The sequence below is a fragment of the Pseudomonas sp. GM25 genome, from assembly GCF_000282255.1.
In the GTDB taxonomy this organism is placed as follows: Bacteria; Pseudomonadota; Gammaproteobacteria; order Pseudomonadales; family Pseudomonadaceae; genus Aquipseudomonas; species Aquipseudomonas aphyarum.
On sequence record NZ_AKJQ01000046.1, the window covers coordinates 42,214 to 63,871 of the forward strand.

22 protein-coding genes and 1 pseudogene are annotated in these 21,658 nt (G+C 56.8%); 10 read left to right on the forward strand and 13 right to left on the reverse strand.

Translation table 11 applies throughout. The features are described from left to right. Together PMI24_RS18550 and PMI24_RS18565 are read left to right on the forward strand one after the other, a co-directional pair. Positions 1-2,223 carry a hypothetical protein gene (locus tag PMI24_RS18550; protein WP_045121811.1) on the forward strand — a complete coding sequence of 741 codons (2,223 nt, stop codon included), beginning with the start codon at positions 1-3 and terminating at the stop codon, positions 2,221-2,223. A 1,872-nt stretch (positions 2,224-4,095) separates the two neighbouring features. After that, positions 4,096-4,288, forward strand: a pseudogene (locus PMI24_RS18565) (hydrolase); the annotation flags it as partial. 106 nt (positions 4,289-4,394) lie between these two features. On the opposite strand, the gene PMI24_RS18570 reads toward PMI24_RS18565, so the two are convergent. Then, positions 4,395-5,162, reverse strand: a complete 768-nt coding sequence (locus tag PMI24_RS18570) for a hypothetical protein (RefSeq protein ID WP_007956555.1) — start codon at positions 5,160-5,162, stop codon at positions 4,395-4,397. Positions 5,163-5,742: 580 nt separating this feature from the next. Here PMI24_RS18570 and PMI24_RS18575 point away from each other — a divergent pair. Next, positions 5,743-6,192, forward strand: coding sequence for a hypothetical protein (locus tag PMI24_RS18575; protein ID WP_007956556.1), 450 nt, complete (start codon positions 5,743-5,745; stop codon positions 6,190-6,192). A gap of 968 nt (positions 6,193-7,160) precedes the next feature. Here PMI24_RS18575 and PMI24_RS18580 read toward each other — a convergent pair. Further along, positions 7,161-8,459 carry a mechanosensitive ion channel family protein gene (locus tag PMI24_RS18580; RefSeq protein WP_007956557.1) on the reverse strand — a complete coding sequence of 433 codons (1,299 nt, stop codon included), beginning with the start codon at positions 8,457-8,459 and terminating at the stop codon, positions 7,161-7,163. Positions 8,460-8,650: 191 nt separating this feature from the next. Between PMI24_RS18580 and PMI24_RS18585 the strand changes: the two genes are divergently transcribed. Further along, complete coding sequence (locus PMI24_RS18585) at positions 8,651-9,991, forward strand: DEAD/DEAH box helicase (RefSeq protein ID WP_007956558.1); 1,341 nt, start codon at positions 8,651-8,653, stop codon at positions 9,989-9,991. A 63-nt stretch (positions 9,992-10,054) separates the two neighbouring features. On the opposite strand, the gene PMI24_RS18590 is transcribed toward PMI24_RS18585, so the two are convergent. From PMI24_RS18590 to PMI24_RS18610, 6 genes are all read right to left on the reverse strand, one after another. Next, the gene (locus PMI24_RS18590) at positions 10,055-10,654 is read right to left on the reverse strand and encodes a hypothetical protein (RefSeq protein ID WP_007956559.1); all 600 of its coding nucleotides are present in this window, start codon (positions 10,652-10,654) and stop codon (positions 10,055-10,057) included. 12 nt (positions 10,655-10,666) lie between these two features. After that, entirely contained in the window at positions 10,667-11,251 is a 585-nt protein-coding gene (locus PMI24_RS18595) for a papain-like cysteine protease family protein (RefSeq protein ID WP_007956560.1), read from the reverse strand. Between the two features lie 249 nt (positions 11,252-11,500). Next, on the reverse strand, positions 11,501-11,776 hold the full coding sequence (locus tag PMI24_RS18600; protein ID WP_007956561.1) for a hypothetical protein: 276 nt from the start codon (positions 11,774-11,776) through the stop codon (positions 11,501-11,503). 96 nt (positions 11,777-11,872) lie between these two features. Further along, a complete protein-coding gene (locus tag PMI24_RS18605; protein WP_007956563.1) occupies positions 11,873-12,484 on the reverse strand; it encodes a Fic/DOC family protein in 612 nt (203 codons plus the stop codon). Next, on the reverse strand, positions 12,481-12,651 hold the full coding sequence (locus tag PMI24_RS28940; protein WP_007956564.1) for a YhfG family protein: 171 nt from the start codon (positions 12,649-12,651) through the stop codon (positions 12,481-12,483). Before PMI24_RS28940 ends, PMI24_RS18605 begins: the two co-directional genes overlap by 4 nt. Before the next feature lie 113 nt (positions 12,652-12,764). Beyond that, positions 12,765-13,499 carry a DUF899 domain-containing protein gene (locus PMI24_RS18610; RefSeq protein ID WP_007956566.1) on the reverse strand — a complete coding sequence of 245 codons (735 nt, stop codon included), beginning with the start codon at positions 13,497-13,499 and terminating at the stop codon, positions 12,765-12,767. Positions 13,500-13,676: 177 nt separating this feature from the next. On the opposite strand from PMI24_RS18610, the gene PMI24_RS18615 reads away from it, so the two are divergent. Then, positions 13,677-14,069, forward strand: coding sequence for a hypothetical protein (locus PMI24_RS18615; protein WP_007956567.1), 393 nt, complete (start codon positions 13,677-13,679; stop codon positions 14,067-14,069). 62 nt (positions 14,070-14,131) lie between these two features. Here the strand turns inward: PMI24_RS18615 and PMI24_RS18620 are convergent, their stop codons facing one another. The 3 genes from PMI24_RS18620 to PMI24_RS18630 form a co-directional block, all read right to left on the reverse strand. After that, positions 14,132-15,001: a DUF6279 family lipoprotein gene (locus tag PMI24_RS18620; RefSeq protein WP_007956568.1), complete on the reverse strand. Its 870-nt coding sequence runs from the start codon at positions 14,999-15,001 to the stop codon at positions 14,132-14,134. A gap of 77 nt (positions 15,002-15,078) precedes the next feature. Then, complete coding sequence (locus PMI24_RS18625) at positions 15,079-15,795, reverse strand: TorF family putative porin (RefSeq protein WP_007956569.1); 717 nt, start codon at positions 15,793-15,795, stop codon at positions 15,079-15,081. Positions 15,796-16,011: 216 nt separating this feature from the next. Further along, on the reverse strand, positions 16,012-16,200 hold the full coding sequence (locus PMI24_RS18630) for a hypothetical protein (protein ID WP_016985943.1): 189 nt from the start codon (positions 16,198-16,200) through the stop codon (positions 16,012-16,014). 351 nt (positions 16,201-16,551) lie between these two features. Here PMI24_RS18630 and PMI24_RS18635 point away from each other — a divergent pair, with 351 nt between their 5' ends. The 3 genes from PMI24_RS18635 (at position 16,552) to PMI24_RS18645 (ending at position 18,919) form a co-directional block, all read left to right on the forward strand. Then, positions 16,552-17,388: a CvfB family protein gene (locus PMI24_RS18635; RefSeq protein WP_007956570.1), complete on the forward strand. Its 837-nt coding sequence runs from the start codon at positions 16,552-16,554 to the stop codon at positions 17,386-17,388. A 45-nt stretch (positions 17,389-17,433) separates the two neighbouring features. Beyond that, entirely contained in the window at positions 17,434-17,823 is a 390-nt protein-coding gene (locus PMI24_RS18640) for a DUF2177 family protein (RefSeq protein ID WP_007956571.1), read from the forward strand. A gap of 163 nt (positions 17,824-17,986) precedes the next feature. Further along, positions 17,987-18,919, forward strand: a complete 933-nt coding sequence (locus PMI24_RS18645; RefSeq protein ID WP_007956572.1) for a DMT family transporter — start codon at positions 17,987-17,989, stop codon at positions 18,917-18,919. Here the strand turns inward: PMI24_RS18645 and PMI24_RS18650 are convergent. Beyond that, positions 18,864-20,045: an MFS transporter gene (locus tag PMI24_RS18650; protein ID WP_007956573.1), complete on the reverse strand. Its 1,182-nt coding sequence runs from the start codon at positions 20,043-20,045 to the stop codon at positions 18,864-18,866. The two genes, PMI24_RS18645 and PMI24_RS18650, sit on opposite strands and share 56 nt — an antisense overlap. A gap of 104 nt (positions 20,046-20,149) precedes the next feature. Between PMI24_RS18650 and ptrR the strand changes: the two genes are divergently transcribed. After that, a complete protein-coding gene (gene ptrR, locus PMI24_RS18655; RefSeq protein WP_007956575.1) occupies positions 20,150-21,043 on the forward strand; it encodes a putrescine utilization regulator PtrR in 894 nt (297 codons plus the stop codon). A gap of 142 nt (positions 21,044-21,185) precedes the next feature. Then, the gene (locus tag PMI24_RS29610) at positions 21,186-21,314 is read left to right on the forward strand and encodes a PA1414 family protein (protein ID WP_003184145.1); all 129 of its coding nucleotides are present in this window, start codon (positions 21,186-21,188) and stop codon (positions 21,312-21,314) included. A gap of 94 nt (positions 21,315-21,408) precedes the next feature. Here the strand turns inward: PMI24_RS29610 and PMI24_RS18660 are convergent, their stop codons facing one another. Beyond that, positions 21,409-21,657, reverse strand: coding sequence for a hypothetical protein (locus PMI24_RS18660; RefSeq protein ID WP_007956577.1), 249 nt, complete (start codon positions 21,655-21,657; stop codon positions 21,409-21,411). Position 21,658 lies beyond the last annotated feature (1 nt).

The window sequence follows — 21,658 nt, forward strand, 5'->3', positions numbered from 1 at the left end:
ATGTTCGATCTCATGGATTTTGAAATCGAGCTGAGTCAGTCCGGTAAGCCAGTTCATGTAGTGGTTTTCTTCACTGGCCCTGATCTTCTCACCGATACGCAAGCAGCGCACGCTCTGCAGCATCAGCTCTCTGACTACGTAATGCCCGATCTCTTGGTGTTTCTGATGCCGGAGTACAGCTTGGCAGAATTCTGCACTCAGCAGACGGACACCACGTCGCCCTTGATGGCGGAGCTCAGCCGCAAAGGCCCTGGTTCACCTCGTACCTACGCGTGTGCATTCTACGACGTGAATGGCGCGATCTCCGACTATGTCCACATTTCTGGGCCTGAAGAAGGTTTCGAAGCGCTCATCAAGGACAACTCCAGTGACATCGTGAAGACCGGTCTGACAAACCTCGTCGAGCGCTCCAATGTGTTGAAGAAGGCACCCGCTGGCTTCTTCTACTCAAAGCCGTCTTCTCGTGCCTCGAACTATTTCATCCGTGCGGAAGACTTACTATCCGAGACCTTGCATGCCCATTACTTAGCGTTTGCATGCTTGCCCCTCATCAAACGAGCCGCGGAAGATGGGATGGCGGTGCCCGATACGCTATACCTGGATACCATTGCACTATTGCCTCTTGCGATGTGCATGCAGATTTACCTTATGCGCTTCGGACAGCCGGGCTTCGCGAATATCCGGTCGTTCCACTCGCACGAAGGCCTAATTAAGGACGGGCCTTTGCCCAAGGCAGTTTCCGCTCTATGCCTGATCTCCGCATCGACCCAGTGCGGTCTCGCGCATCAGTGGGTCAAAGTGAACAGCGCTCCGCCGACGCGCGTGGCGACCATTCTCTCCTTTGAACGCTCGTCGAATTCCTGCTCGGTCTTGCACACGCTGAAGCAACCCGAAGACTTCGAGATGTTGGGGGAGGGCGAAGCGGGCGGGATTCGTCTTATTCGAATCCATGGTGAGCGGTTCGTCGCCGAACACAGCGAAACCAAGGTTCTGAACATCGGCACTGATCATGCGCCAGCCTTACTGCAATCCAAGTTTTACTCTTTCATGGGGGCCAACCTGTTCAGCTGCTATACCCATGACCGGTCAGGGCTGAGGCCTCGGACGGTGCATGTCGAAAAAGACAGACTGGTAGCTACAGATGATTTCGGCGTGTGGTTCGAACGGGTACTGCGTGAGGAAGCCGTCGCGTCGACCAAGTGGATCATCCACGACGACGACACGGGTAGTGAAACGTTGGCCGACCAAGCGATCGCTTACTTGGCGTCTTGCGGAGTCAAAGTGACTCATAAGGTGTCCTTCGATAAGTTCGATGCCGGCATGAGTTTTGAGGGTTCTGTCATCGTCATTACCGCCGCTGCTGAGCGTGGATCTCGCCTGCAGAGCGTCAGCCGTCGGCTGCGCACCGCACAGCAAGCTGGCACCCGGCTGTACATCACAGGAGCACTCTTCGGACGTAGCTATGCGCTGATGAAGGATCTGCAGAGCAACCTGACGCAACCTGCCAAGGATCACAGTCGCTATGTCTTTAAAACGTTCATGGAGATCCCGGCAGCAGAGCTCTCTTGTACGCATCACTGGGCCGAAGAGCAGCGAGTACTCGGCTCTTTGTATTCATTTGCGGATACCTTCTCACCGGCGATCACTCAGCGCATGGGCGTGTTTGGTAACGCCGCTACGGGGGGGCTTGGGCTGCACCCATTCTGGCCCAGTAGCCACACGGGTAAGCCGATGACCCTGAGCCGTGGCTTTGCATTTGTCGATGGCAAGAAGGATGTGACAGGGGCGACGTCGACGGACATTTACCTCACCATCCTTTGGATTCTCCAGAATGCCCGGTACAGCGACAAGGTTCAGAACGCCAAGCGGTTGGAATCGGGGGAGCTTCAACAGGTACTGCTCTCGCCAGACGTGTTCTCGCGCTTCGACGATGGTGTCATCCAAGCCGCGTTCTTGCGTGCCGCGCTACCGACAGAACTCGACTACCGGGCCCAAGAAACCCATAGCCTGTCGATGGCGGACATCATTCAGCGCGTCGCCGCAGGGTATGGGCAAGAGCGTGGGGAAGCCGCCATGGAGTTCGTGATGGCGTTGGCTATCGGCAAAATCCGCCTGCACAAAGAGATCGATAGCCGTCTGCGGGCCAGCTTGATCCAGATTTTGTCCCCGCACGTGCCGGAGATCATCTACATGCTGGATCCCGAATACGAGTCGCCGTTGTGATCAGTAGTTGTTAAAAAGCGCTGCATGCGGTCGTTCAGGGAAGGCGCTATCTGCTTGGCCATAGCTCAGGGATGAGCTGTACCTTGTTTAGTCTCTTCCAGGGAGAGGTATTTGGGCTGGGACTATGTGCGCCAGGCGAAAAAGATTTGTGAATTCGAGGGCGAGTCAGTAAGGTTTGGCACGTAACATCACGCGGGAGTCCTTATGGACGATCACTCATCATCAGCGAAACTTGTGCGCTCAAGGCGACATGGTCAACGCAGACTGGATGCTGTAACCGAACAGCTGAAGGCTGAGTTTGCCAGGCTTGCACGTGAACAGTTATTGGCTTACATGCCTCGTGTTACTGCATCTGACATTGATAATTCGCGGCGCGCTAGGAATATCTTGGAGCGTCATGCGGTTCCGAATGGTGGCCCTATCCTTTGCGGACTCATCGGCGGTATTAACATGCTGAGGGAGCAGCTGCGCGCTCTGGACACAGTCCTTAGTGAGGCAGGTCAGCCTGATCCCGATTCACCGTTGCACACCTTGAGGAAACGCATCCTCGCGTTTTTCCGAATTTTCCTTGCTCACCTAATCAAGCTTCAGGCCCGATCTCTTCGGGCTGTACTCACCGTTCCTCTCTTCCTTGATGGGCCAGAGATGAATGGTTTCAAGCATCGCCTCCGCTAAACCTTTTCGAATATCTGCGAATAAAAACTCCGTCGAAAACTATTTCGAATAGGCCTAGCTATGCCCATCAAAAAGTCATGCACCTGTAGTTTACGCTCTAACAAGCGCTGCCCATTACATTCGTCCGTACCTCCTCGACGCGTGTCTCATCGCCTCCGACGGCCTCCTGAACTTCCCAGGTTCGAGAAGTGGGGGGCGCAAGTTAAAGTCATTCGGGACATTCTCAAGGTCGGGGTGATGCTTCTGCAGGTACTTCATATATTCATTTTTTGGTGAGACCGAACTCTCAGTAACTTGTGTCCGTTGCAGATAGATACTCTGCAATGGGCATGGGTCAGATGGTGTTTAAAAATGCCATCAGTGTGTGTCTGTTCGTGCAGGAGCTGCTCGCTCTCTTCGTCAAAAAGAGTGATTCAAGCCAAGTCAGAATGAGGTGAAGTTTGAAGGAGCTATTCGTCTGAGTTGGAAGTGCGACTAAGGTCTAAAGAATAGTGGTAGCACTTCGCTTGTCCGCTTTGTTTTATCTCGCAATGATCTCTAGCTCAAGGTTTTCCGAGGCTAGAGCTTGATGGAATGACGTCTCTCAGGCTGCTTCATCGCAGCATGATTTCAATCGGTAGCGACATGCAGCAGTTCTTGTTGACAACGGGCGCTGCGAGCTTCGATTGCCTCTTCTCTACCCGTGACACTCCCTTCGTACTGACGCTCACCGCCCGAGGCGAAGTCAGGAGGGGCGTTTCGATGTGCTCAACGGTTACAGAATTCGGGATTATTTGGGTGACATGTATGGCGATTTGGTCGCTGTGCTCAGGTCGGGTAGAGTGAGTAGTGAGTGTCTGAAGCCCAAGGATTTCTTGGCGCAACTGAATCAGGCTATCCCAACTCAGGCCACTGCCCGGGGCCAACCCCAAACCATCTGAAATTGTTCGTCTGCGCCCTGATATCATCGAGGAGCGCGATAAGCCGTACTTCAACGCCTGGATTTACTGGACACCTGAAAGCGGTCGTAAACCCAGCCCAGAAAATCGCCATAAAACCTTGATGTTACTAGGCCCTGAAGCGGCGAAGCACGGCTACGACCGCAATGCGTCTTCAAGGTGGAGTGCGACCGATACAGGTGAGGTTTGGAAAATCTAAATCCACCGTCTTTTCTATCTAACTTTTAGTCGGGTCGACCTTATGGGCCAAAGAGGTCATGAAAGGATGATTCAAGTAGGTGCGATGCGGGTGACCTGGCAGCAAGTGCTGCTCGAGTACCAGCGTGACAGGGCGCACAAAGACAATTATCAGGCAGTGATGGACCTGGTGCTGGAACACAGCGGCGCGTACGGCATGGGCGTCAATTACGCCATACACTATGGTGCACAAGTCGTCGCAGCGGCAGGCCTGATAAATCGGTGGGACAAAAAAGACGCAACTTGAGTTGCGTCTTTTTTTTGCGCAGAGCGCTAAAACGAGATATGCAAATCGATAGATCAGCTCAACGTAGCAGTTTTTTAAACTGGAGCCGGTGAGATTAGAGCGGCGATCAACTCTTCGGGAGTGACGATCTTTACTCCGTATTTTTGCATGTAGGTCGCGCGATTTTTCGGGTGCAGAATCGAGCTTTGACCCGCATTCTTGCCTTGGTCGTACGTGCAGAAATATTCGTGGCCGTAGCCGTAGGTGGCGGCGAGGGCATCACCATCCATCCACTCAGCCACGCCCTCGCTAAATTTTTTCTCGGCAATTGGATCATCCTGAAGGGCTGGGAGCAGGCCATTTTCAGGGCTCAACAGCATGTCCTTCAGCACCTGCATGCCGCAGCCCATCGATTCGATGTCTCGCGCGCAACGGAAGCTCCGTTCGAGCCGAGTTTCCAGATCAAGTGCTTCTGGAGCTTTGTACTTGTTCACGATCTGGTGTCGCGGGGCTGCAATACGCGGCAGGTGTATAAAGCTGAAATCCAGTGATGCTGCTTTTTCAATGGTCGCTTCGAGCTGCTCCGAGATTTCTGCGGCGGGCGTTCCGTTAATCTTCTTGGCCGCTTGGTCACCTTCGGACATGGAAATCGTCGCTTTGTAATCTCGAACAAATGCCTTGCGCCCCTTCCTCGGGATTGCTTCGAAATTCGCAATGCCTTCGAAGATGAACGAGGTGATGACCTTGTCGTTGATAAGGGTATACAGGGTGCGAACGGCAGCTGGGGTCTTAGCGTCAGCGCGCTTTGCGTCGTCAACAATCAGTTCCCACACATTGGAGTCAAATACAACGGTCGTGCTCATTGGGTATCCTTACTGGTCGAGCTGAACGGCAGACGGTTCTGTCTGGGTGACCTTATTTTAGCGCTCGTAGATTGCAGGAATGCAATCGGTTGTGTGGCGACTCCTGATGGGATGCTTGGCCTGCCTCGAAATCGTATTTAGGGTTGCGGTAGGGTGGAGCCCGCTTTTAGCTGTGATGGTCGGACGACAGCACCATTATGTTCAGTTGATGCATGCAGACGATATGCCTCAAGTGTTTCCTCATCGATTATGTCCGTCGGTTCGATCGTCCAGTTCGCTTTGGGCTGAATGTGAGCAGCGTTTTATTGAGTTTCATTGAGTTGCACTTTCGCGACAGCACGCTGCATTTAGAAGGAGTGCTCACTGGTCACTTTGGCCTACTTGATCATTCATGAGGATTAGGTTGCTCGGAACCCATCACAGCCAAGTCGATCTGGAACGAAAGGGCGTCAAATGGCCATTACTGCGTAACCTTCATTGACATAGAATCAATGAGGTGGTGCGGTTCGAGCCTTCCTAAAGCAGGATGCCGCTGTGCACCAAGAGTCCATAGATTGAATTTTTTTGCGAGGGATTTTCAATGAGTCGTGAGCGGTATTTAGTGTCGTCTTATGGAGGTAATCCAGAGGGTACGCGGGTGGGTCTCGCTAAGTTTTTCGAGCTTTGCCTGAGCCATGGCTCCGGTGTGATCGTCGTACCCACAATCGGTAATGTGAGCGGGACGATGTTTACTCAGGTATTGCCTAACGCATTAGCTAAAACACTGATTTCTAAGCGAGTCATCTCTATCGGCGACGGTAAAACCATTACGCTTTGCGGATCGAGCACTCTCAAAAATTTTACGAAGGGAAATGTCTATCTCACCTTATGGGGCCAGGCTGGCACTATTGAAAAAATTGAAAGTGATTGTTACTCGTGCACGGCCGAGGTTTTTGTAACTTGGCTGCCAGAGGACTCTAAAGAGTGGGCTAGAACGTATAAGGTGACGAAGATCTACGACGATGGCGTAACATCAACTCCGAATTTTTAAGTCAAACGCTGACGATTCGGAAAATTGCAGCTGATTCAGCGATCAACATGATCATTGAACCCTACAATCCGCCGGCCGAAGCGGCGTGCTGGCGCATGGTAATCCTTGTGATAAGGATGAAGGTGTCTACATGTTTTTATGTGGACACCATAACCTTTGGAGGTGGCACCAGAAAATTGTGTTAGCTGGCCGACTACGCTCGATACAGGCTGATTTTGTCTGATCTGGTTTGCGCACGGGCGGAGAATTCACTGAAACTAAAGAAGGCTTGGATCGCGTCCTAGTCTGTGCCGGCAGCTCGTATTTTGAACCGGAATTAATTTTTTAGCTGAGTTGGCGTTGATGCCGTTATGCAGGGCTACGATTGCCATTGATTGCCATTGATTGCCATTGATTGCCATTGATTGCCATTGATTGCCATTGATTGGCTTGGTTGCAAGCATTTCTGTACGATCTGAACTGTAAAAAGTTCGGGGCAAGGAGTTCTTTGGCGCATGTAATATTGGCCATAAAGACGCCGGTCTCCACAACTTTTTGGTTAGAAAGTCCTAGCTTTCCCGTAGTTAGAAATATCATGATGGCTAGTGTTGCGATTTTTCGTTACTCGAATATTTCGTAGCGCTTTAACTGAGAGGGTCTAGCGACCCCTATCCAATGCAGCGTTACTTACGGGTTGTGTCTCTTTGCTTATCGGATTGTTTGCCTTCTTCTAAAATATAAAGTTAGTACTGGCTGGCGGAAAGATTTAGTCTGGTTTGTGTTGTGTTGTGTTGTGTTAAGGAAGTCGAGATGTTTGCCATCTGTAATGGTTTTCTGAAACGTTTCCTCAAGTGGATTGTGTTCATGAATCTAACAATCCAATGAGGGGTCTGATTTAAAGGTAATGATGTTTTTTCGAACGAATGAGCAATTTTAAGTGGGGAACGCAAAATTTTTTAATGAATCTTTGAACGGTCGTGAATCTGCATCTACCTCAGAAGCTTTTCAGCTTCGGGGATATGCGCCGAACCCAACACCGCCGGCAATATCCCGGAACGCAAATCCCCACCACTCGGCTGCTGATACAGGCTCAAGCCAAACTCCGGCAGCACCGCCAGCAGGTAATCGAAAATATCCCCCTGGATCCGCTCGTAATCAGCCCACACCGTGGTGGTGGTAAAGCAGTAGATTTCCAGCGGAATGCCCTGGGCCGTGGTCTGCATCTGGCGGACCATGCAGGTCATGTTCGGCTGGATCTCCGGATGGCTCTTCAAGTAAGCCAAGGCGTAGGCGCGGAAGGTGCCGATGTTGGTCATGCGCCGGCGGTTGGCGGACATTGCCGCAACATTGCCCTGCGCTTCGTTCCAGGCCTTGAGCTCGGCTTTCTTGCGGCCCATGTACGCGGTCAGCAGGTGCACCTGGGAGAGTTTTTCTTCTTCATCGTCGCGGATGAAACGCACACCGCTGGCGTCGATGAACAGGCTGCGCTTGATCCGTCGTCCGCCGGACTGCTGCATGCCGCGCCAGTTTCTGAACGACTCGGACATCAGGCGCCAGGTCGGGATCGAGACGATGGTTTTGTCGAAATTCTGCACTTTGACCGTGTGCAGGGTGATGTCGACCACGTCGCCATCGGCGCCGACTTGCGGCATTTCGATCCAGTCGCCGACCCGCAGCATGTCATTGCTGGTCAGTTGCACGCTGGCGACGAACGACAGCAGGGTGTCCTTGTAGACCAACAGGATCACCGCCGACATCGCACCCAGACCGGACAGCAGCAACAGTGGCGAACGGTCGATCAGGGTGGCGACGATGATGATCGCGCCGAACACGTACAAGACCATTTTCGCCAGTTGCACATACCCCTTGATCGAGCGGGTGCGGGCGTGTTCGGTGCGGGCGTAGATGTCCAGCAGCGCATTGAGCAGGGCGCTGACCGACAGCAGCAGGAACAGAATGGTGAACGCCAGCGCCACGTTGCCGAGGAACACCGTGGCAGTCTTGCTCAGTTCCGGCACCAGGTGCAGGCCGAACTGGATCACCAGCGACGGCGTCATCTGCGCCAGACGCTGAAACACCTTGTTGTGGCGAAAGTCGTTAATCCAGTGCAGGGCGGGCTGGCGACCGAGCATGCGGCTGGCATGCAGGATCAGGTAACGCGCCACTCGTCCGAGGACCAGCGCGATCACCAGCAGCAGGACCAAAGCCAGGCCGGCGTGCAGGAGCGGGTGCTGTTCGAGGGCACCCCAGAGGTCTTGGGCGTTGAGCCAGAGCTGTTTGAAATCCATGAGCGAGACGATTCTTCTGTAAGACGCGACGGGCGATTAGAGCATTTAAGACGCTGTGTATTACCGTTGGAGACAAATCGAGCAACAAAAAAGCCACTGATTACGGCGGATTTCACAAAGAAACTCGGCCTGAGCGCTCGAAACCGGTAACCTATGCAGCTGATTTTTTGCATATCTTCGAGGTAGCACCCGTGTTTTCCCAATTCGCCCTGCACGAACGCCTGCTCAAAGCCGTGGCCGAGCTGAAATTTGTCGAGCCAACGCCTGTGCAAGCCGCGGCCATTCCGCTGGCGCTTCAGGGGCGTGACCTGCGGGTGACGGCGCAAACCGGTAGCGGCAAGACCGCCGCTTTCGTCCTGCCGATCCTCAACCGCCTGATCGGCCCGGCCAAGATCCGCGTCAGCATCAAGACCCTGATCCTGCTGCCGACCCGCGAGCTGGCCCAGCAGACCCTGAAGGAAGTCGAGCGCTTTTCGCAGTTCACTTTCATCAAGTCCGGCCTGATCACCGGCGGTGAAGACTTCAAGGTCCAGGCCGCCATGCTGCGCAAGGTGCCGGACATCCTGATCGGCACCCCGGGCCGGATGATCGAGCAACTGAACGCCGGCAACCTCGACCTGAAAGAAGTCGAAGTGCTGGTGCTCGACGAAGCCGACCGCATGCTCGACATGGGTTTCGCCGAAGACGTGCAGCGTCTGGTCGACGAATGCCCGAATCGTCAGCAGACCATGCTGTTCTCCGCCACCACCGGCGGTTCCGGCCTGCGCGAGATGATCGCCAAGGTGCTGAACAACCCTGAGCACTTGCAGCTCAACGCGGTCAGCCAGCTGAACTCGACCACTCGTCAGCAGATCATCACCGCCGACCACAACCAGCACAAAGAACAGATCGTGAACTGGCTGCTGGCCAACGAGACCTATCAGAAGGCTATCGTCTTCACCAACACCCGGGCCATGGCCGACCGCATCTACGGTCGTCTCGTTGCTCAGGAATACAAGGCGTTCGTGCTGCACGGCGAGAAAGACCAGAAGGATCGCAAGCTGGCGATCGACCGTCTGAAGCAGGGCGGCGTGAAGATCCTGGTGGCCACCGACGTGGCGGCCCGTGGTCTGGACGTTGATGGTCTGGATCTGGTGATCAACTTCGACATGCCACGCAGCGGCGACGAATACGTTCACCGCATCGGTCGTACCGGCCGTGCCGGCAACGACGGTCTGGCGATCTCGCTGATCTGCCACGGCGACTGGAACCTGATGTCGAGCATCGAGCGTTATCTGAAGCAGAGCTTCGAGCGCCGTACCATCAAGGAAGTCAAAGGCACCTACGGCGGACCGAAAAAGGTCAAGGCCTCGGGCAAAGCCGTCGGCGTGAAGAAGAAAAAGACCGACGCCAAGGGCGACAAGAAGAAAACCGCCGCCAAGACCCCGACCAAACGCAAGAGCGCCAATCGTCCGAAGCCGGACGCTCTGGTGAGCAGCGACGGCATGGCCCCGCTGAAGCGCCGCAAGCCGGAAGCGCCGGCGGCAGAGTAAGTCGTTTCAGGCAGGCAAAGAAAAACCCGGACATGGTCCGGGTTTTTTTATCGCCAGGGTTTATCAACTGCCCAGCAGGCCAGTGGTGTCGGCATCAAAGCGCCGCTTGGCCTGATCGGCTGCCGGTTTGAGCTGTGCGAGCAGGGCGGCCTCGCTGTACAGCCCGGTCAGTGCCAGCTCTTTTGGCGTTGGCTCGATCGGGATCAGCACGTCTTCACCCGCCGCGTGCAGCCAGATCGCCACAAGGTGCAGCGCCGACACAAACAGCATCCGCAGCTCAACGGTTTTGCCCTTCAACTGCGGCGATTGCTCCGCCAGTTTCAGCGCATCGACCGTGGCGGCCGCCAGGTTACCGTGGTTCAACGAGGCGAACTCGACGTGACCGCGTACTTCGGCCAATTGCGCATCGGCAATCGACACCCCGCCGGAGAACACCAGGTAATGCCAGTCGCCTACGCGGGCGTTTTTCAGGCCTTTGCCCTGGCTCAGGTCGTCCAGACTGAGCGAGTAGCCACGATAGGCTTCGCTGAGGCTGATCCCGGCAGGCGCAGCACTGGCGAACTGGCGATTCACGCCGAAACCCTGGGTCTGCAACGCGGCCTGCAGGGCCGGACGCAATGTCTGTACGCCGTTGGAAGGCGCCTTTGGATAAGTCAGTTGCATGATGTCGCCCTCCTAGTTTTTCGCCGTGAAGTAAGTGTGGGTCCAGTTGCCGCCGCCGTTGTAGGAACCAGGGAAGGAACTCAGCGCGCGGGTCGAATAGCCATAGATTGAATCCGCGACCAGCACGTAATTGCCGTTGGTGCCGTAGATCGCCAGAAAGTGCGCACCGCCGCCGTACCAGGCGCAGCGCAGGCCGATCGGGCGGCCCATGTTGATCTGGTTCTGGATGGCCGACATTTGCAGCGAGCCCGAATTCATGCCGTTGAAACTGCGGGTGATCTTCAGCGCAACGTCCAGATAACCGTACACGTTGCACGGCCCCGGTTGATTGCAGCAGTTGCGATCCAGCGCGGCGCTGGCAACGGCGCATTGGGTCCAGGACCCGGTGCCGTAATAATTGCCGACCGAGGCGGAAGCGGCGGCCCAGCACCAGTTGGTCTGGGTCTGTTGCTGCATGGTGAAGTTCAGGCTGGCAGCAGCCAGGGCGCGTTGTTGAACAGCCGCCTCGACCTCGACCAGTTGCGGGTCGAGCAGATGGCCGGTCAGGCACACGGGCAGGGTGTTGCCGGTGAAAGCCGTTGTTTCAGTGGTTAACATTTTTCAATCCTCCATGAATGAAAACAAACGTTCCGCGTTTGCGGGATAACGGTGTTGCCGAGCGATCGGTGCTAAAGGGTTGCCATCTCCGATGGCCGGTTCCGATCAGGCTCGGGGTAACCCTAGGTGTGAATATGCATTTGTGCAAATGACAAAATGCACTAATGCAAATTTCCGGATAAAAGGAAGCAGGCTTTGGTATCGATCCAGCCTGATCGATGCCAAAGCCTGCCGTTGTCTGAGCGGGTGTTATCCCTCGGTTTTTTTCTCCGCCGACCCCAGCTCTTTCAAGCGCTGATCGATCAACTGACATTTGTCCGGCAGATCGGCGGAGGCGGTGCCCAGGTCCATTTTCTGCAATTCGGCGTTGATCTCTTTGGCCTTGGTCGGGTTTTGCTCGGTGAGCTTCGCGACTTCCTTGGCCAGTTGCTCGCGTTTGGCGGTGGCTTCCTCCGGCGTACAGGCCCAAACGGGCAGGGCGCAGGCGAGCGTGGCGGCGAGGGTGAGCTTGAGCAGGGTTTTCATGGGGGCAGGCCTCAGTTCCGGTTAAGGCGGGTTAACCGGTTGAGGGTTCTGGCTAGCGAAAAGTTCACTGCGACTGGCGTTGGGGGGATGCCTTGTTCAAAAGTCGACCTCGGCAATTGAAATGCCTATGCATCGGTTGAATACATCGACAAGAAGATCGTCATCACCGTGGTAGGAGTGAATACATGCCTTGATCCATTCCTCTTGATCGACCATCCCCCAGTCGATGAGATAACCGGCGTTGAAAATGATGTATTCAAACAGGATGCGCTGGGTTCGGCCATTTCCTTCCCTGAACGGGTGAGCCACATTGAGAGTGCCATACGAAGCGGCGACTGCTGAAACCAGCTGTTGACGGGAAAACCCTTCAAACCAGCCAGCGTTCGCCATTTTCGAAAGTTCTTTTGCGACTTCACGCTCAATGTATTCCGGGCTGCAAAATCGCGTACTGCCTTTACTGATCGCCAGTGTCCGGATTTCGCCGGCCCATGGATAGATCGCTTCAAACAAGGTGCGGTGCACCCGTTTTAAAGTTGAAAGACTGTAGGGAGGAGGAATGAATTCCAAACGCGCAGAGGCGACTTCGTTGATGTAGCGTTCTGCCTCATCCAGGTCTTCGGCATTGCGCAAGTCGAGCAAATTGACAAGAACGTCAGAGCCCGGATAACAATCCGGGGCTTGGTCAGAACCGTATTTATCGTTGCTCAAGCTTTCAAGAGCTGGACCGCTCTCAAGGCAGCGGCCCTGGTGGGAAGTTTGATATCGCCATCAGTCGGAGATGGAACAAAGCCTTCCAGGCGCAGGCTGGCCGCGAAATTGGCTCTGCGTTGCTTCGCGAACCAGGCTTTCTTGGTTTGCAGACTCAGCTTTTCCATATCGGCCTCTTGATGCGGGAATGTGCCAATTATAGTCGAACGAAGCCGTGACGGCTCGTTCGACCTAGCATCGCACATCCTGCGGCACCATTGAACCCGTTCACGCTGACGGGCTACCCATCATGGCAGCAACTGGATTTCGCGGCGCCGTCGTAGCGATCATGATGCCGCACCCATTCCATGATCTCGTCCTCGTTCCTGCCCTTGGGCGTGAGGTCGAGGTAGTTGTAGGCGCCGACCAGCAGGTCGAGGCCGCGAGCATAGGTTGAGTAGGTGTGGAAAATGTCGCCGTTGTCGGCGCGATAAAACACGCTGAGCCCGGGCATTTCTTCCTCGCCGCTGTCGGTCTTTTCGTAGTTGTACGTAGCCTTGCCTGCTTCGACATCCTCAGCACGGGCGCACACGCCGAAGTCGTAGTTGAAATCGCAGCCGTCCGACGATACCCAGTCGAATGTCCAGCCCATCCGCCGCTTGAACGCCTGGAATTCGGCGAACGGTGCGTGGGACACCGCCACCAGCGCAATGTCGTGATGGGCCAGGTGCAGGTTGGCGCCGTCGATGTGGTCGCTGAGGAATGAACATCCCGGGCAGCCTTCCTCCCAGCCCTTGGCGAACATGAAGTGGTAAACGACGAGCTGGCTGTGTTTGCCGAACAGATCGGCGAGTTTCAATTCGCCGTTCGGCCCCATGAAGCGGTAATCCTTATCGACCTTCACCCAGGGCAGGGCGCGGCGTTTGGCGCTGAGGCGGTCGCGTTCCTTGGTGAAGGCCTTTTCATCGGCCAGATGCTGCTTACGGGCGGCGAGCCATTCTTCGCGCGACACCACCGGATGATTCTCAACGTTCATGATGATTTCTCCTGCGGGGGTTGAAACCGTCTGTCTCAGACTAGTCGTTCAACCACCCGGGAAATCGACAGACCGCCGGTCGGTCGGGGCGCCGAATAATCCTGAACGGTGGCGCAGCGCTCCGGTCACAACCTGTGAACGCGCCAAAAAATCACGCGCACCGGAGGTTGAATCAGGATGACGACTTATAACTGGGATTTGATTGAACGCCTGCTGCATGAAGTGCAGAACGGCGCAGGCCACAGCTTTGCGCCACGGTCTTTTGCCGAAGACTATGCGGCGGAGAAAGCGGCGGCGGGGGAGCCGATCGAGAATCTGGATCACCTGAAAACGCTCGCCTGCGACTATGAACAATTGTTGCTGTTGCGCGGTTACATCCAGCCCCGTGGCGAAGACGAGGGCAGCACCGGCAACAACTTCAGCCTGACCCCGCGCGGTTCCAGCCTGTTGAGCCTGATCGACAGCAGCATTCCCGGCAATGATCATCCGCGCGAAGTGCTGGATGATCAGGAAGACGCGCTGGATGAGCTGACGTTCGATGAGGTGGCCTCCAAGGCGCAGATTGCCTGAGGCTTTGCACAAAAAAATGTGGGAGCGAACGTGCTCGCTCCCACATGGGTTTTGCAGTGATCTCAGCTTTTTTGTGCGGCCTTCAGGCACTTCAAATCATTGAAGTCCTTGCGCACCCCCTCAATCTTTTTCAACAGGCGCTGGCGCTGCTGCTCCGTGCTGTCGGCCATCAGATCGACGAACAGCGAACGGGCCTGCGCCTCGGTATTGGCGTAGGCCTTTTGGTAATCCGCTGTCCATAAACGCTCGCGATTGACCAGAAGCGTCTCGATCCGTTGTGGGAATTCAGGACTGTTGCGTTGCGCCACCGCCGCGCTGAACTGCTTCTGCCAGTGGGCGCGGTTGGCGATCCACTGGGTGTTCTGATCGCCCAAGGCGGTCGACCAGGTCATCACCCGCTGTTCCTGCTTGGCGCTCAACGGGCCGAGCCAGTCGTTGAGACGCTTGTCCATGCGCGCGCCACGTTCGGCAATCTGCTGCGACAGCGGTGGCTTAAGGTATTCCTGCTGGCGCTTTTGCAGGTCTTTGGCAAAGGCGTCGTTCATTTCGGCGACCTGTTTGTCGTCCAGCCCTTGCAGCAACTCAATCGCGGACGGAGTGATTTCCCGCGCGGTTTCGGCGATCGCCTGCTTGGCTTCTGCGGTGCGGGCCTGGAGCGCGGCGTCGGTGACCTGATTGGTCTCGACCATGGTTTGCAGGCGATCGAGCCAGTCGAGATAACCCGGCAACTGCGTGGTGCAATGCCAGCTCAGGTGTTCCCTGAGGCGCTCGTTGAACCAGCCTTTCTGCTCGCCGTTCATGTCCAGGTAGTCGCTGAGCGTCCACGGAATGATTACGTCGAGATTGCGATAGGCCAGGCCGACACGGCTGCAGGCGCCGAGGGCGAGGGTCAGGATCAGTAGAACGGCGAGGCGTTTGAACCAGCTAGACATGGGCAAGTCCTTGCGAAAGCCAGCCTTGAGGGTCTGATTCTCATGTGAACGCAGGTTGGCCCCGGCAGTTCAGCCAATCAATAGAATGCGCGTTCGGCCTTGAGCGTGACCAGCCCGTCGCACTGACTGTTATGCCCGGAATAGGCCGAGCAATCGCTGCCGCTGAGGCTTGAATTGCTGTAGATCAGGTCGAGGTCGATGCCCATGAACGGCCGGGAAAATTTCACCGACCAGTCGGTAAAACTGCTGACATAACCCCCGTCCACCGAGACCGGCGTGTTGAGCTGATGGGTGGTGTATTTCATGCTGATCCCGATGCCGAACGGCTGATTGCCGCCCAGGTCGGCAAACAGGGTGTTGTTCTGTTTATCCGGATCGTTGCTCAGGGCGATGCCGATCCGGCTGCCGAGCAGGGTCAGGCCACCGAACAGTTCCTGGCTGTCGAGGGTGTCGACCTTCGGATAGCTGTAGTGGATCATCCCGACTTCGTAGCCGAGGGTCTGATCGAAAGGTTGTTTAAAGCCGACGTAGGAATCGATTTCGAGATTCTTCCCCGGCGTGAGACCCATGCTCGGTGCGTACTGGCCGACATACAGGCCGCTGTCGTGGCTGAGGTCCAGGCCGCCGTGGAACGATCCGACCGCCGAAGGTTTGACCAGCCCCTGTGCCATGCTGCGGCTGGGCGTGGTGCCGAGCTTGAGGTCGAAGTCGCCGAGTTCACGCTGGAAAATCTGCGCGTGCGCCGCCGGGCTCGCCAGCAGGCCTACAAGCAATAAACAGGAAGATTTGAGCATGCGTCACTCCTTGAGCAGCGAGCGCAGGTGCGACAAACCTGCTGAAACGCTTGATCCAGACGCGTGCAAGGATACCGGCGAATGATCGGCATTGAGGGCCGTTCGTCGATTTCTGCTGTTTTGAATGTTTGGTTAAACGCGAGAGAGGTCTTGCGAGGGATCCGGTCCAGACGCTTCGAAGCTCAAAGCGCCTTTGGACAGGTGTGCTGCGGGGTGTTACTTCTTGCCCAGGCTGATCTGCTTGGACGGGCCGAACGTCTGGCCGCTGACGCCCTTGGCAATTTGCTGGATCTCGCCGCCGGACTTGAGGAATGCCGCGATCTGATCGTTGATCGATTCGCTGGTTTCAACGGCTGGAGCTGGCTTTGCTTTGCTGGTGGATGCTTTTACACGCATGGCGGCCATTAACCTGTAGAAAAGTAACTCGGCCAGGCATCGTACAGGAATAACTTGACAATTGCTTGGTAAATATCCCCCGGAATAACCCAGCGTGCAGGTGGATTACTCTCGATTAATTATTCGAAATATCCCGCTAACCTGCTGTTTTAAATAACAACATTTATTGGATTTGAGGATGCCGGACGGCGTCGCGTTCAAGCGTAAGCCGTCGTGCTGGCCTGACGAGTGGCGCGCGGGCGGCGCGAAATCCAGGAAAATCAAGGCCTCCCACAGATTTTCACTCGGCCGTCAGATCTGACAACCGACGAACCCGGCAAAACCGGGTAGAATGCCGCCCACGCAATGAGGGTATTGGAAATGGCTTTAGTCGGGCGTTACAACAGTTTGCAAGTGGTTAAACACACTAACTTCGGTTTATATCTGGACGGCGGTGCCGACGGCGAAATTCTTTTGCCCAACCGTTATATCCCTAAAGATATTCCCAGCGAAGATGAAGACTGGCTCAATGTTTTCATTTATCTGGACAGTGACGACAAACTTATTGCCACCACTGAAAAACCAAAAGTTCAGGTCGGTGAATTTGCCAGTTTGAAAGTTGTTGAAGTCAACAGCATCGGCGTTTTCCTCGATTGGGGCCTGCCGAAGGATCTGCTGCTGCCTTACTCCGAAGAAAAACGCCAGATGACCGCCGGCGAGTACTGCGTGGTGCATGTCTACCTCGACAAGCACACCCGCCGCATCACAGCGACCGCGCGCCTGGATCGTTATCTGGACAAGACCCCGGCCAACTACAGCGTGGGCCAGGAAGTTGATCTGCTGGTGGCCGAATCCACCGACATGGGTTTCAAGGCCGTCATCAACAACAAGCACTGGGGTTTGATTCACAAGAACGAAATCTTCAAGTTCATGCGTTCCGGCATGCGCGAGAAAGGCTTCATCAAGGAAGTGCGCGCCGACGGCAAGATCAGCCTGAGCCTGCAACCGGTAGGTCAGGAAGCGGCCAGCAGCCTGAACTCGAAGATCCTCGCCAAGTTGCGCGAAAACGATGGCTCCCTGGCCGTCAGCGACAAGAGCGATCCGGCATTGATCAGCAGCCTGTTCGGTGTCAGCAAGGGCAACTTCAAGAAGGCCATCGGTTCCTTGTACAAGGAAGGCAAGATCGTTATTCACGCCGATCGCATTGAACTAACCTGAGTCTCGCGTGGCCCATGTTGCATGGGCTCACTCGAGGTCGGGCAGATGAAAAAAGCACTAATTGCCTACGTCGCCACGCTGCTGACGTTTCTTCTGCTCGACGGGCTCTGGCTCGGTGTGCTGATGGCGCCGACCTATCGCGAACTGCTCGGTTCGCTGATGCTCGAAAAACCGTTGCTGGTGCCAGCAGCGGTTTTTTATTGCCTGTACGTTTTCGGCTGTGTGGTGTTTGTGGTGCTGCCGTCGCTGACCTGGCAACGCGCCACCCGCATGGGCGCGCTGCTCGGGTTGGTCGCTTATGGCACCTATGACCTGACCAATTGGGCGACATTGCGTGGCTGGTCGGCGCAGGTGTCGCTGATGGATTGGGCCTGGGGGACATTTGCCACGGCGCTGGCCTGTTCGGTCGGATTCTGGGCCGCTCGCCGAAGCTGACGGCGGGCATGACGCAACAGGGCAATTGCATGTCTTTGCCGGGCGGCAATTTCTGTCCGACTGGTTGATAATCCCTGCCATCCTTTTTCGCCCCGGACAAAGAGCCGGGGCTTTGTTTGACCATTGGAAAAACTGCCATGTTGTGTGTGTTAGAGGTGTCGAGGTGAGCGTCAGTCGGCGCAGTGCCGACGGGTTTGCCCTGCAAGTGATGATCGGCCTGTGCCTGATCTGGGGCGTGCAGCAGGTGATGATCAAGTGGGCGGCGACCGACATTGCGCCGGTGATGCAGGCGGCGGGGCGGTCGGGGATTTCCGCGTTGCTGGTAGGACTGCTGATCTGCTGGAAGGGCGGCTGGGATCAGGTCGGCAACACTTGGCGCGGCGGCTTGCTGGCCGGTGCCTTGTTCGGGCTCGAGTTCCTGTTCATCTCCGAAGGCTTGCAGTTGACCACCGCCGCGCACATGTCGGTGTTCCTCTATACCGCGCCAATCTTCACTGCGCTGGGCGTGCATTTCCTCTTGCCCAGCGAGCGTCTGCGGCCGGTGCAATGGCTGGGGATCTTCATGGCGTTCGTCGGGATTGCCGTTGCGTTTGCCGGCGGCGTGTCGTGGGACAACCTCGACCGCCGGATGTTGATGGGCGATGCCCTCGGCGTGCTGGCCGGCGCCAGTTGGGGCGCGACCACCGTGGTGGTGCGCGCCTCGCGCCTGTCGGAGGCGCCGGTGACCCTGACCCTGTTCTACCAGTTGATTGTCGGTTTCATCGGCCTGTTGCTGATCGCGCTGCTCAGCGGCCAGATCACCCACGTCAGTCTGACCGTCGTGTCCGTGGGCAGCGTGTTGTTCCAGGGGCTGGTGGTGTCGTTCTTCAGTTACCTGACCTGGTTCTGGCTGCTGCGCCGTTATCTGGCGGCCAACCTCGCCGTGTTTTCCTTCATGACACCGTTGTTCGGCGTGACCTTCGGCGTGGTGCTGCTCGGCGAAGAACTGAGCCTGAACTTCATCATCGGTGCCGTGCTGGTGCTGCTCGGCATCACCTTCGTCAGCGCGGAACAGTGGGTGCGTCGGCGCCTGCGCAAAGCCCTCGGCCAGCCGTAACCGATTTGCACGCCAGACCGCCGGCAATCAGCAGGCCGCTGCCGGCGATCACCAGCGCCGGTTGCAGGCCACCGCTGAAATGGCTGCTGACCGCCGCCAGCAACGGCCCGCTGAGCTGACCGACGGCGAAGCACGCGGTGAGCAGGCCGGCGTTGCGCTGGGTGGCGTGGGGCGCGAGTTCCCGGGAGCGTTGCATCACCAGTTGCATGCAGGCCAGGAACGGCGTGCCGCAGAGGATCACGCCCAATGCCAGACCGAGGCCGCTGCCCAACAGGCAAGCGAACACCCCGGCAGCCTGCAGCCACAACGTCGCCATCAACCAGTGCCGGGTGGTGTCCGGATCGTGCCGACGCAAACTCACCAGCAAAACGCCAATTGCGGCGCCGAGGCCAAAGCACGGCCAGAACAGATCCGCCTGCCACTGCCCGTGAAATTGCGCGTTGGCCATCTGCGACAGAAACGTGGCCGGGATGATGTAGCCCACGCCATACAAGGCGTACACCACCGCCAACCGCCCAATGCCGCGATTCGACGAACTTGCGGCAGTCGGTGCGGCCGGCACACCGACGCCCGGTTGCGGCAGGATCCGCACGATCCCCAGCAACATCACCAGCGCCACGGCGGCGTAAATCAGCCACAGAGTCGCGGAAGTCTGCTGCGCCAGATGTGAGAACAGCGCCAACAGCCCAGTCAGAAAAATCCCCAGCCCCGGCCCGGCAAACACCAGCGCTCCCAATCTCGGACGACCCACCGCCGCAGCCAGCGGCTGACTCAGCGCAGTAATCATCACCAGCACCCAGGCGCTCGCCACACCGGTGCCGAAGCGCAGCAACAAATGCGACCAGAAACCGTTGGCCCAGAACGACGCGAGCGTCAGCAACACACACAACCACAGGCCGCCATGCAGGCGTCGCTGCACCTGATCCCGCCGACGGGAAAACATCGCATCCACCGCGCCGAGCAGGTAACCGAGGTAGTTGGCAGCTGCAATCAGACCGGCGGCGGTCAGGTCGATCTGCCCTTCGCTGAGCAGGTGCGGCAGTTGCGGGGTGAGGGCGAAACGCCCGATGCCCATGGCCATCATCAGGGCAATGAAACAGGCGGATAAGCGAATCAGCGGTGACATGGTCTGAATTCCGTTGCAGGTTCAATGACCGTCAGGCTAGGACTGATTGACTTTCTTTAAAATTGAATAATAGTGAGTAACTTGTTCTGTTCAGGAGAAAGGTTGTGGAGTTCAGCCAATTGCGGATCTTCCAGGCCGTGGCGGAGGAGGGCTCGATTACCCGCGCCGCCGAACGTTTGCACCGCGTGCCGTCGAACCTGTCGACCCGGCTCAAACAGCTCGAAGAGCAACTGGGTGTCGAACTGTTCGTCCGTGAGCGTCAGCGTTTGCAGTTGTCGCCTGCGGGAAAAGTCCTGCTGGACTACACCGGCAAACTGTTCGCCCTGCGCGATCAGGCGAGTGCAGCGGTGATGGGCGGGCAACCGGCGGGGGATTTCGTGCTCGGCACGCTGTACAGCACGGCGGCCATTCATTTGCCAGCGCTGCTGGCGCGCTATCACAAGCAATATCCGGCGGTGAATCTTCAGGTGCAGTCCGGGCCCAGTGGTGAATTGCTCGAAGGCCTGCTCACCGGTCGTCTCGACGCCGCGCTGGTGGATGGCCCACCGCAACTGGCCGGCATCGATGGGGTGCCGCTGTGCAACGAGCGGCTGGTGCTGATCAGCGAGGCCGATCACCCGCCGATACGCAGCGCCAGGGATGTCGAAGGTCGGGCGGTGTTCACCTTCCGTCATGGCTGCGCCTATCGCGCGCGGCTGGAAGCGTGGTTTGCCCACTATCAGGCGGCGATGGGCCGGGCGATGGAGATCGAGTCCTATCAGGGCATGCTCGCCTGCGTGATTGCCGGCAGCGGAGTGGCGTTGATGTCGGAGTCGATGCTCGCCAGCCTGCCGGGGCGCGAAAGCGTGGCGGTGCACCCGCTGGCCGAGCCTTTTGCCAGTGCGACAACATGGCTCATGTGGCGCCGGGGTATGGTTGGTGCCAACCTCAATGCGTGGATCGAACAGCAGCAGGCGCTCTATCCCGTGGCTGGCGAAGACGTGCGGGAAACGGCTTGAACGAACGGTCAGGGATTTGGATCAATTCAGTAACAGATCATTGCGGATTTGGCCGAGCATTGCGTAGGACTTCGGACTATTATCAGTGCGAAGCGGCCTCAGAATTCCGGACGCTCAGCACCACCCTGAAGGGGGCATGACGATGAAAGAGAAAATTCAAAACTGGCTGCACGATTTGGGTGTTGCCCTCGGCTTGATCGAACCGCCTCTGCAACCGGTCCCGATTCGCACCGATGACGAACAGCGTCGGCGTCAGCCACGTCGGCGGTAATGCCCCGCTTTGAAGGATCAAAGGATTTAAACGACAAAAGATCGCACCCGCCCGTCGCTCCATTGGAGTGGCGGGCGGGTGCGATCTTTTGTTTTCAGTGACGCCCGATTTCCATCAGAAACCGGCTCAGGTCATTCGCGGTTTTCGCGGTCTTGAGCATCCGGTCCTCTTCGGCGGTGAAGGCCGTCAGTCCGAATTCATCTTCCAGATGGAAGATCAGATCCTCGATATCCGCTTTTTCCAGCCCCAGTTGCGCGAGGCTGGTGTTGTCGTCGAATTCACGATTTTCCAGCAGGCGCAGGATGAACCGGTGCACGGCAGCACGCACGGCAGCTCTTCTCATG

Bases quoted from the DNA above. Each gene is read 5' to 3' on its own strand.
- PMI24_RS18625 (WP_007956569.1), bottom strand. From the start codon at position 15,795: ATGCTCAAATCTTCCTGTTTATTGCTTGTAGGCCTGCTGGCGAGCCCG.
- PMI24_RS18600 (WP_007956561.1), bottom strand. From the start codon at position 11,776: ATGAAAACCCTGCTCAAGCTCACCCTCGCCGCCACGCTCGCCTGCGCC.
- PMI24_RS18630 (WP_016985943.1), bottom strand. From the start codon at position 16,200: ATGGCCGCCATGCGTGTAAAAGCATCCACCAGCAAAGCAAAGCCAGCT.
- PMI24_RS18570 (WP_007956555.1), bottom strand. From the start codon at position 5,162: ATGAGCACGACCGTTGTATTTGACTCCAATGTGTGGGAACTGATTGTT.
- PMI24_RS18610 (WP_007956566.1), bottom strand. From the start codon at position 13,499: ATGAACGTTGAGAATCATCCGGTGGTGTCGCGCGAAGAATGGCTCGCC.
- PMI24_RS18595 (WP_007956560.1), bottom strand. From the start codon at position 11,251: ATGTTAACCACTGAAACAACGGCTTTCACCGGCAACACCCTGCCCGTG.
- PMI24_RS18650 (WP_007956573.1), bottom strand. From the start codon at position 20,045: ATGTCACCGCTGATTCGCTTATCCGCCTGTTTCATTGCCCTGATGATG.
- PMI24_RS18590 (WP_007956559.1), bottom strand. From the start codon at position 10,654: ATGCAACTGACTTATCCAAAGGCGCCTTCCAACGGCGTACAGACATTG.
- PMI24_RS18575 (WP_007956556.1), top strand. From the start codon at position 5,743: ATGAGTCGTGAGCGGTATTTAGTGTCGTCTTATGGAGGTAATCCAGAG.
- PMI24_RS18615 (WP_007956567.1), top strand. From the start codon at position 13,677: ATGACGACTTATAACTGGGATTTGATTGAACGCCTGCTGCATGAAGTG.
- PMI24_RS18620 (WP_007956568.1), bottom strand. From the start codon at position 15,001: ATGTCTAGCTGGTTCAAACGCCTCGCCGTTCTACTGATCCTGACCCTC.
- PMI24_RS18580 (WP_007956557.1), bottom strand. From the start codon at position 8,459: ATGGATTTCAAACAGCTCTGGCTCAACGCCCAAGACCTCTGGGGTGCC.
- PMI24_RS18635 (WP_007956570.1), top strand. From the start codon at position 16,552: ATGGCTTTAGTCGGGCGTTACAACAGTTTGCAAGTGGTTAAACACACT.
- PMI24_RS18550 (WP_045121811.1), top strand. From the start codon at position 1: ATGTTCGATCTCATGGATTTTGAAATCGAGCTGAGTCAGTCCGGTAAG.
- PMI24_RS29610 (WP_003184145.1), top strand. From the start codon at position 21,186: ATGAAAGAGAAAATTCAAAACTGGCTGCACGATTTGGGTGTTGCCCTC.
- PMI24_RS18640 (WP_007956571.1), top strand. From the start codon at position 17,434: ATGAAAAAAGCACTAATTGCCTACGTCGCCACGCTGCTGACGTTTCTT.
- PMI24_RS18660 (WP_007956577.1), bottom strand. From the start codon at position 21,657: ATGAGAAGAGCTGCCGTGCGTGCTGCCGTGCACCGGTTCATCCTGCGC.
- PMI24_RS28940 (WP_007956564.1), bottom strand. From the start codon at position 12,651: ATGGAAAAGCTGAGTCTGCAAACCAAGAAAGCCTGGTTCGCGAAGCAA.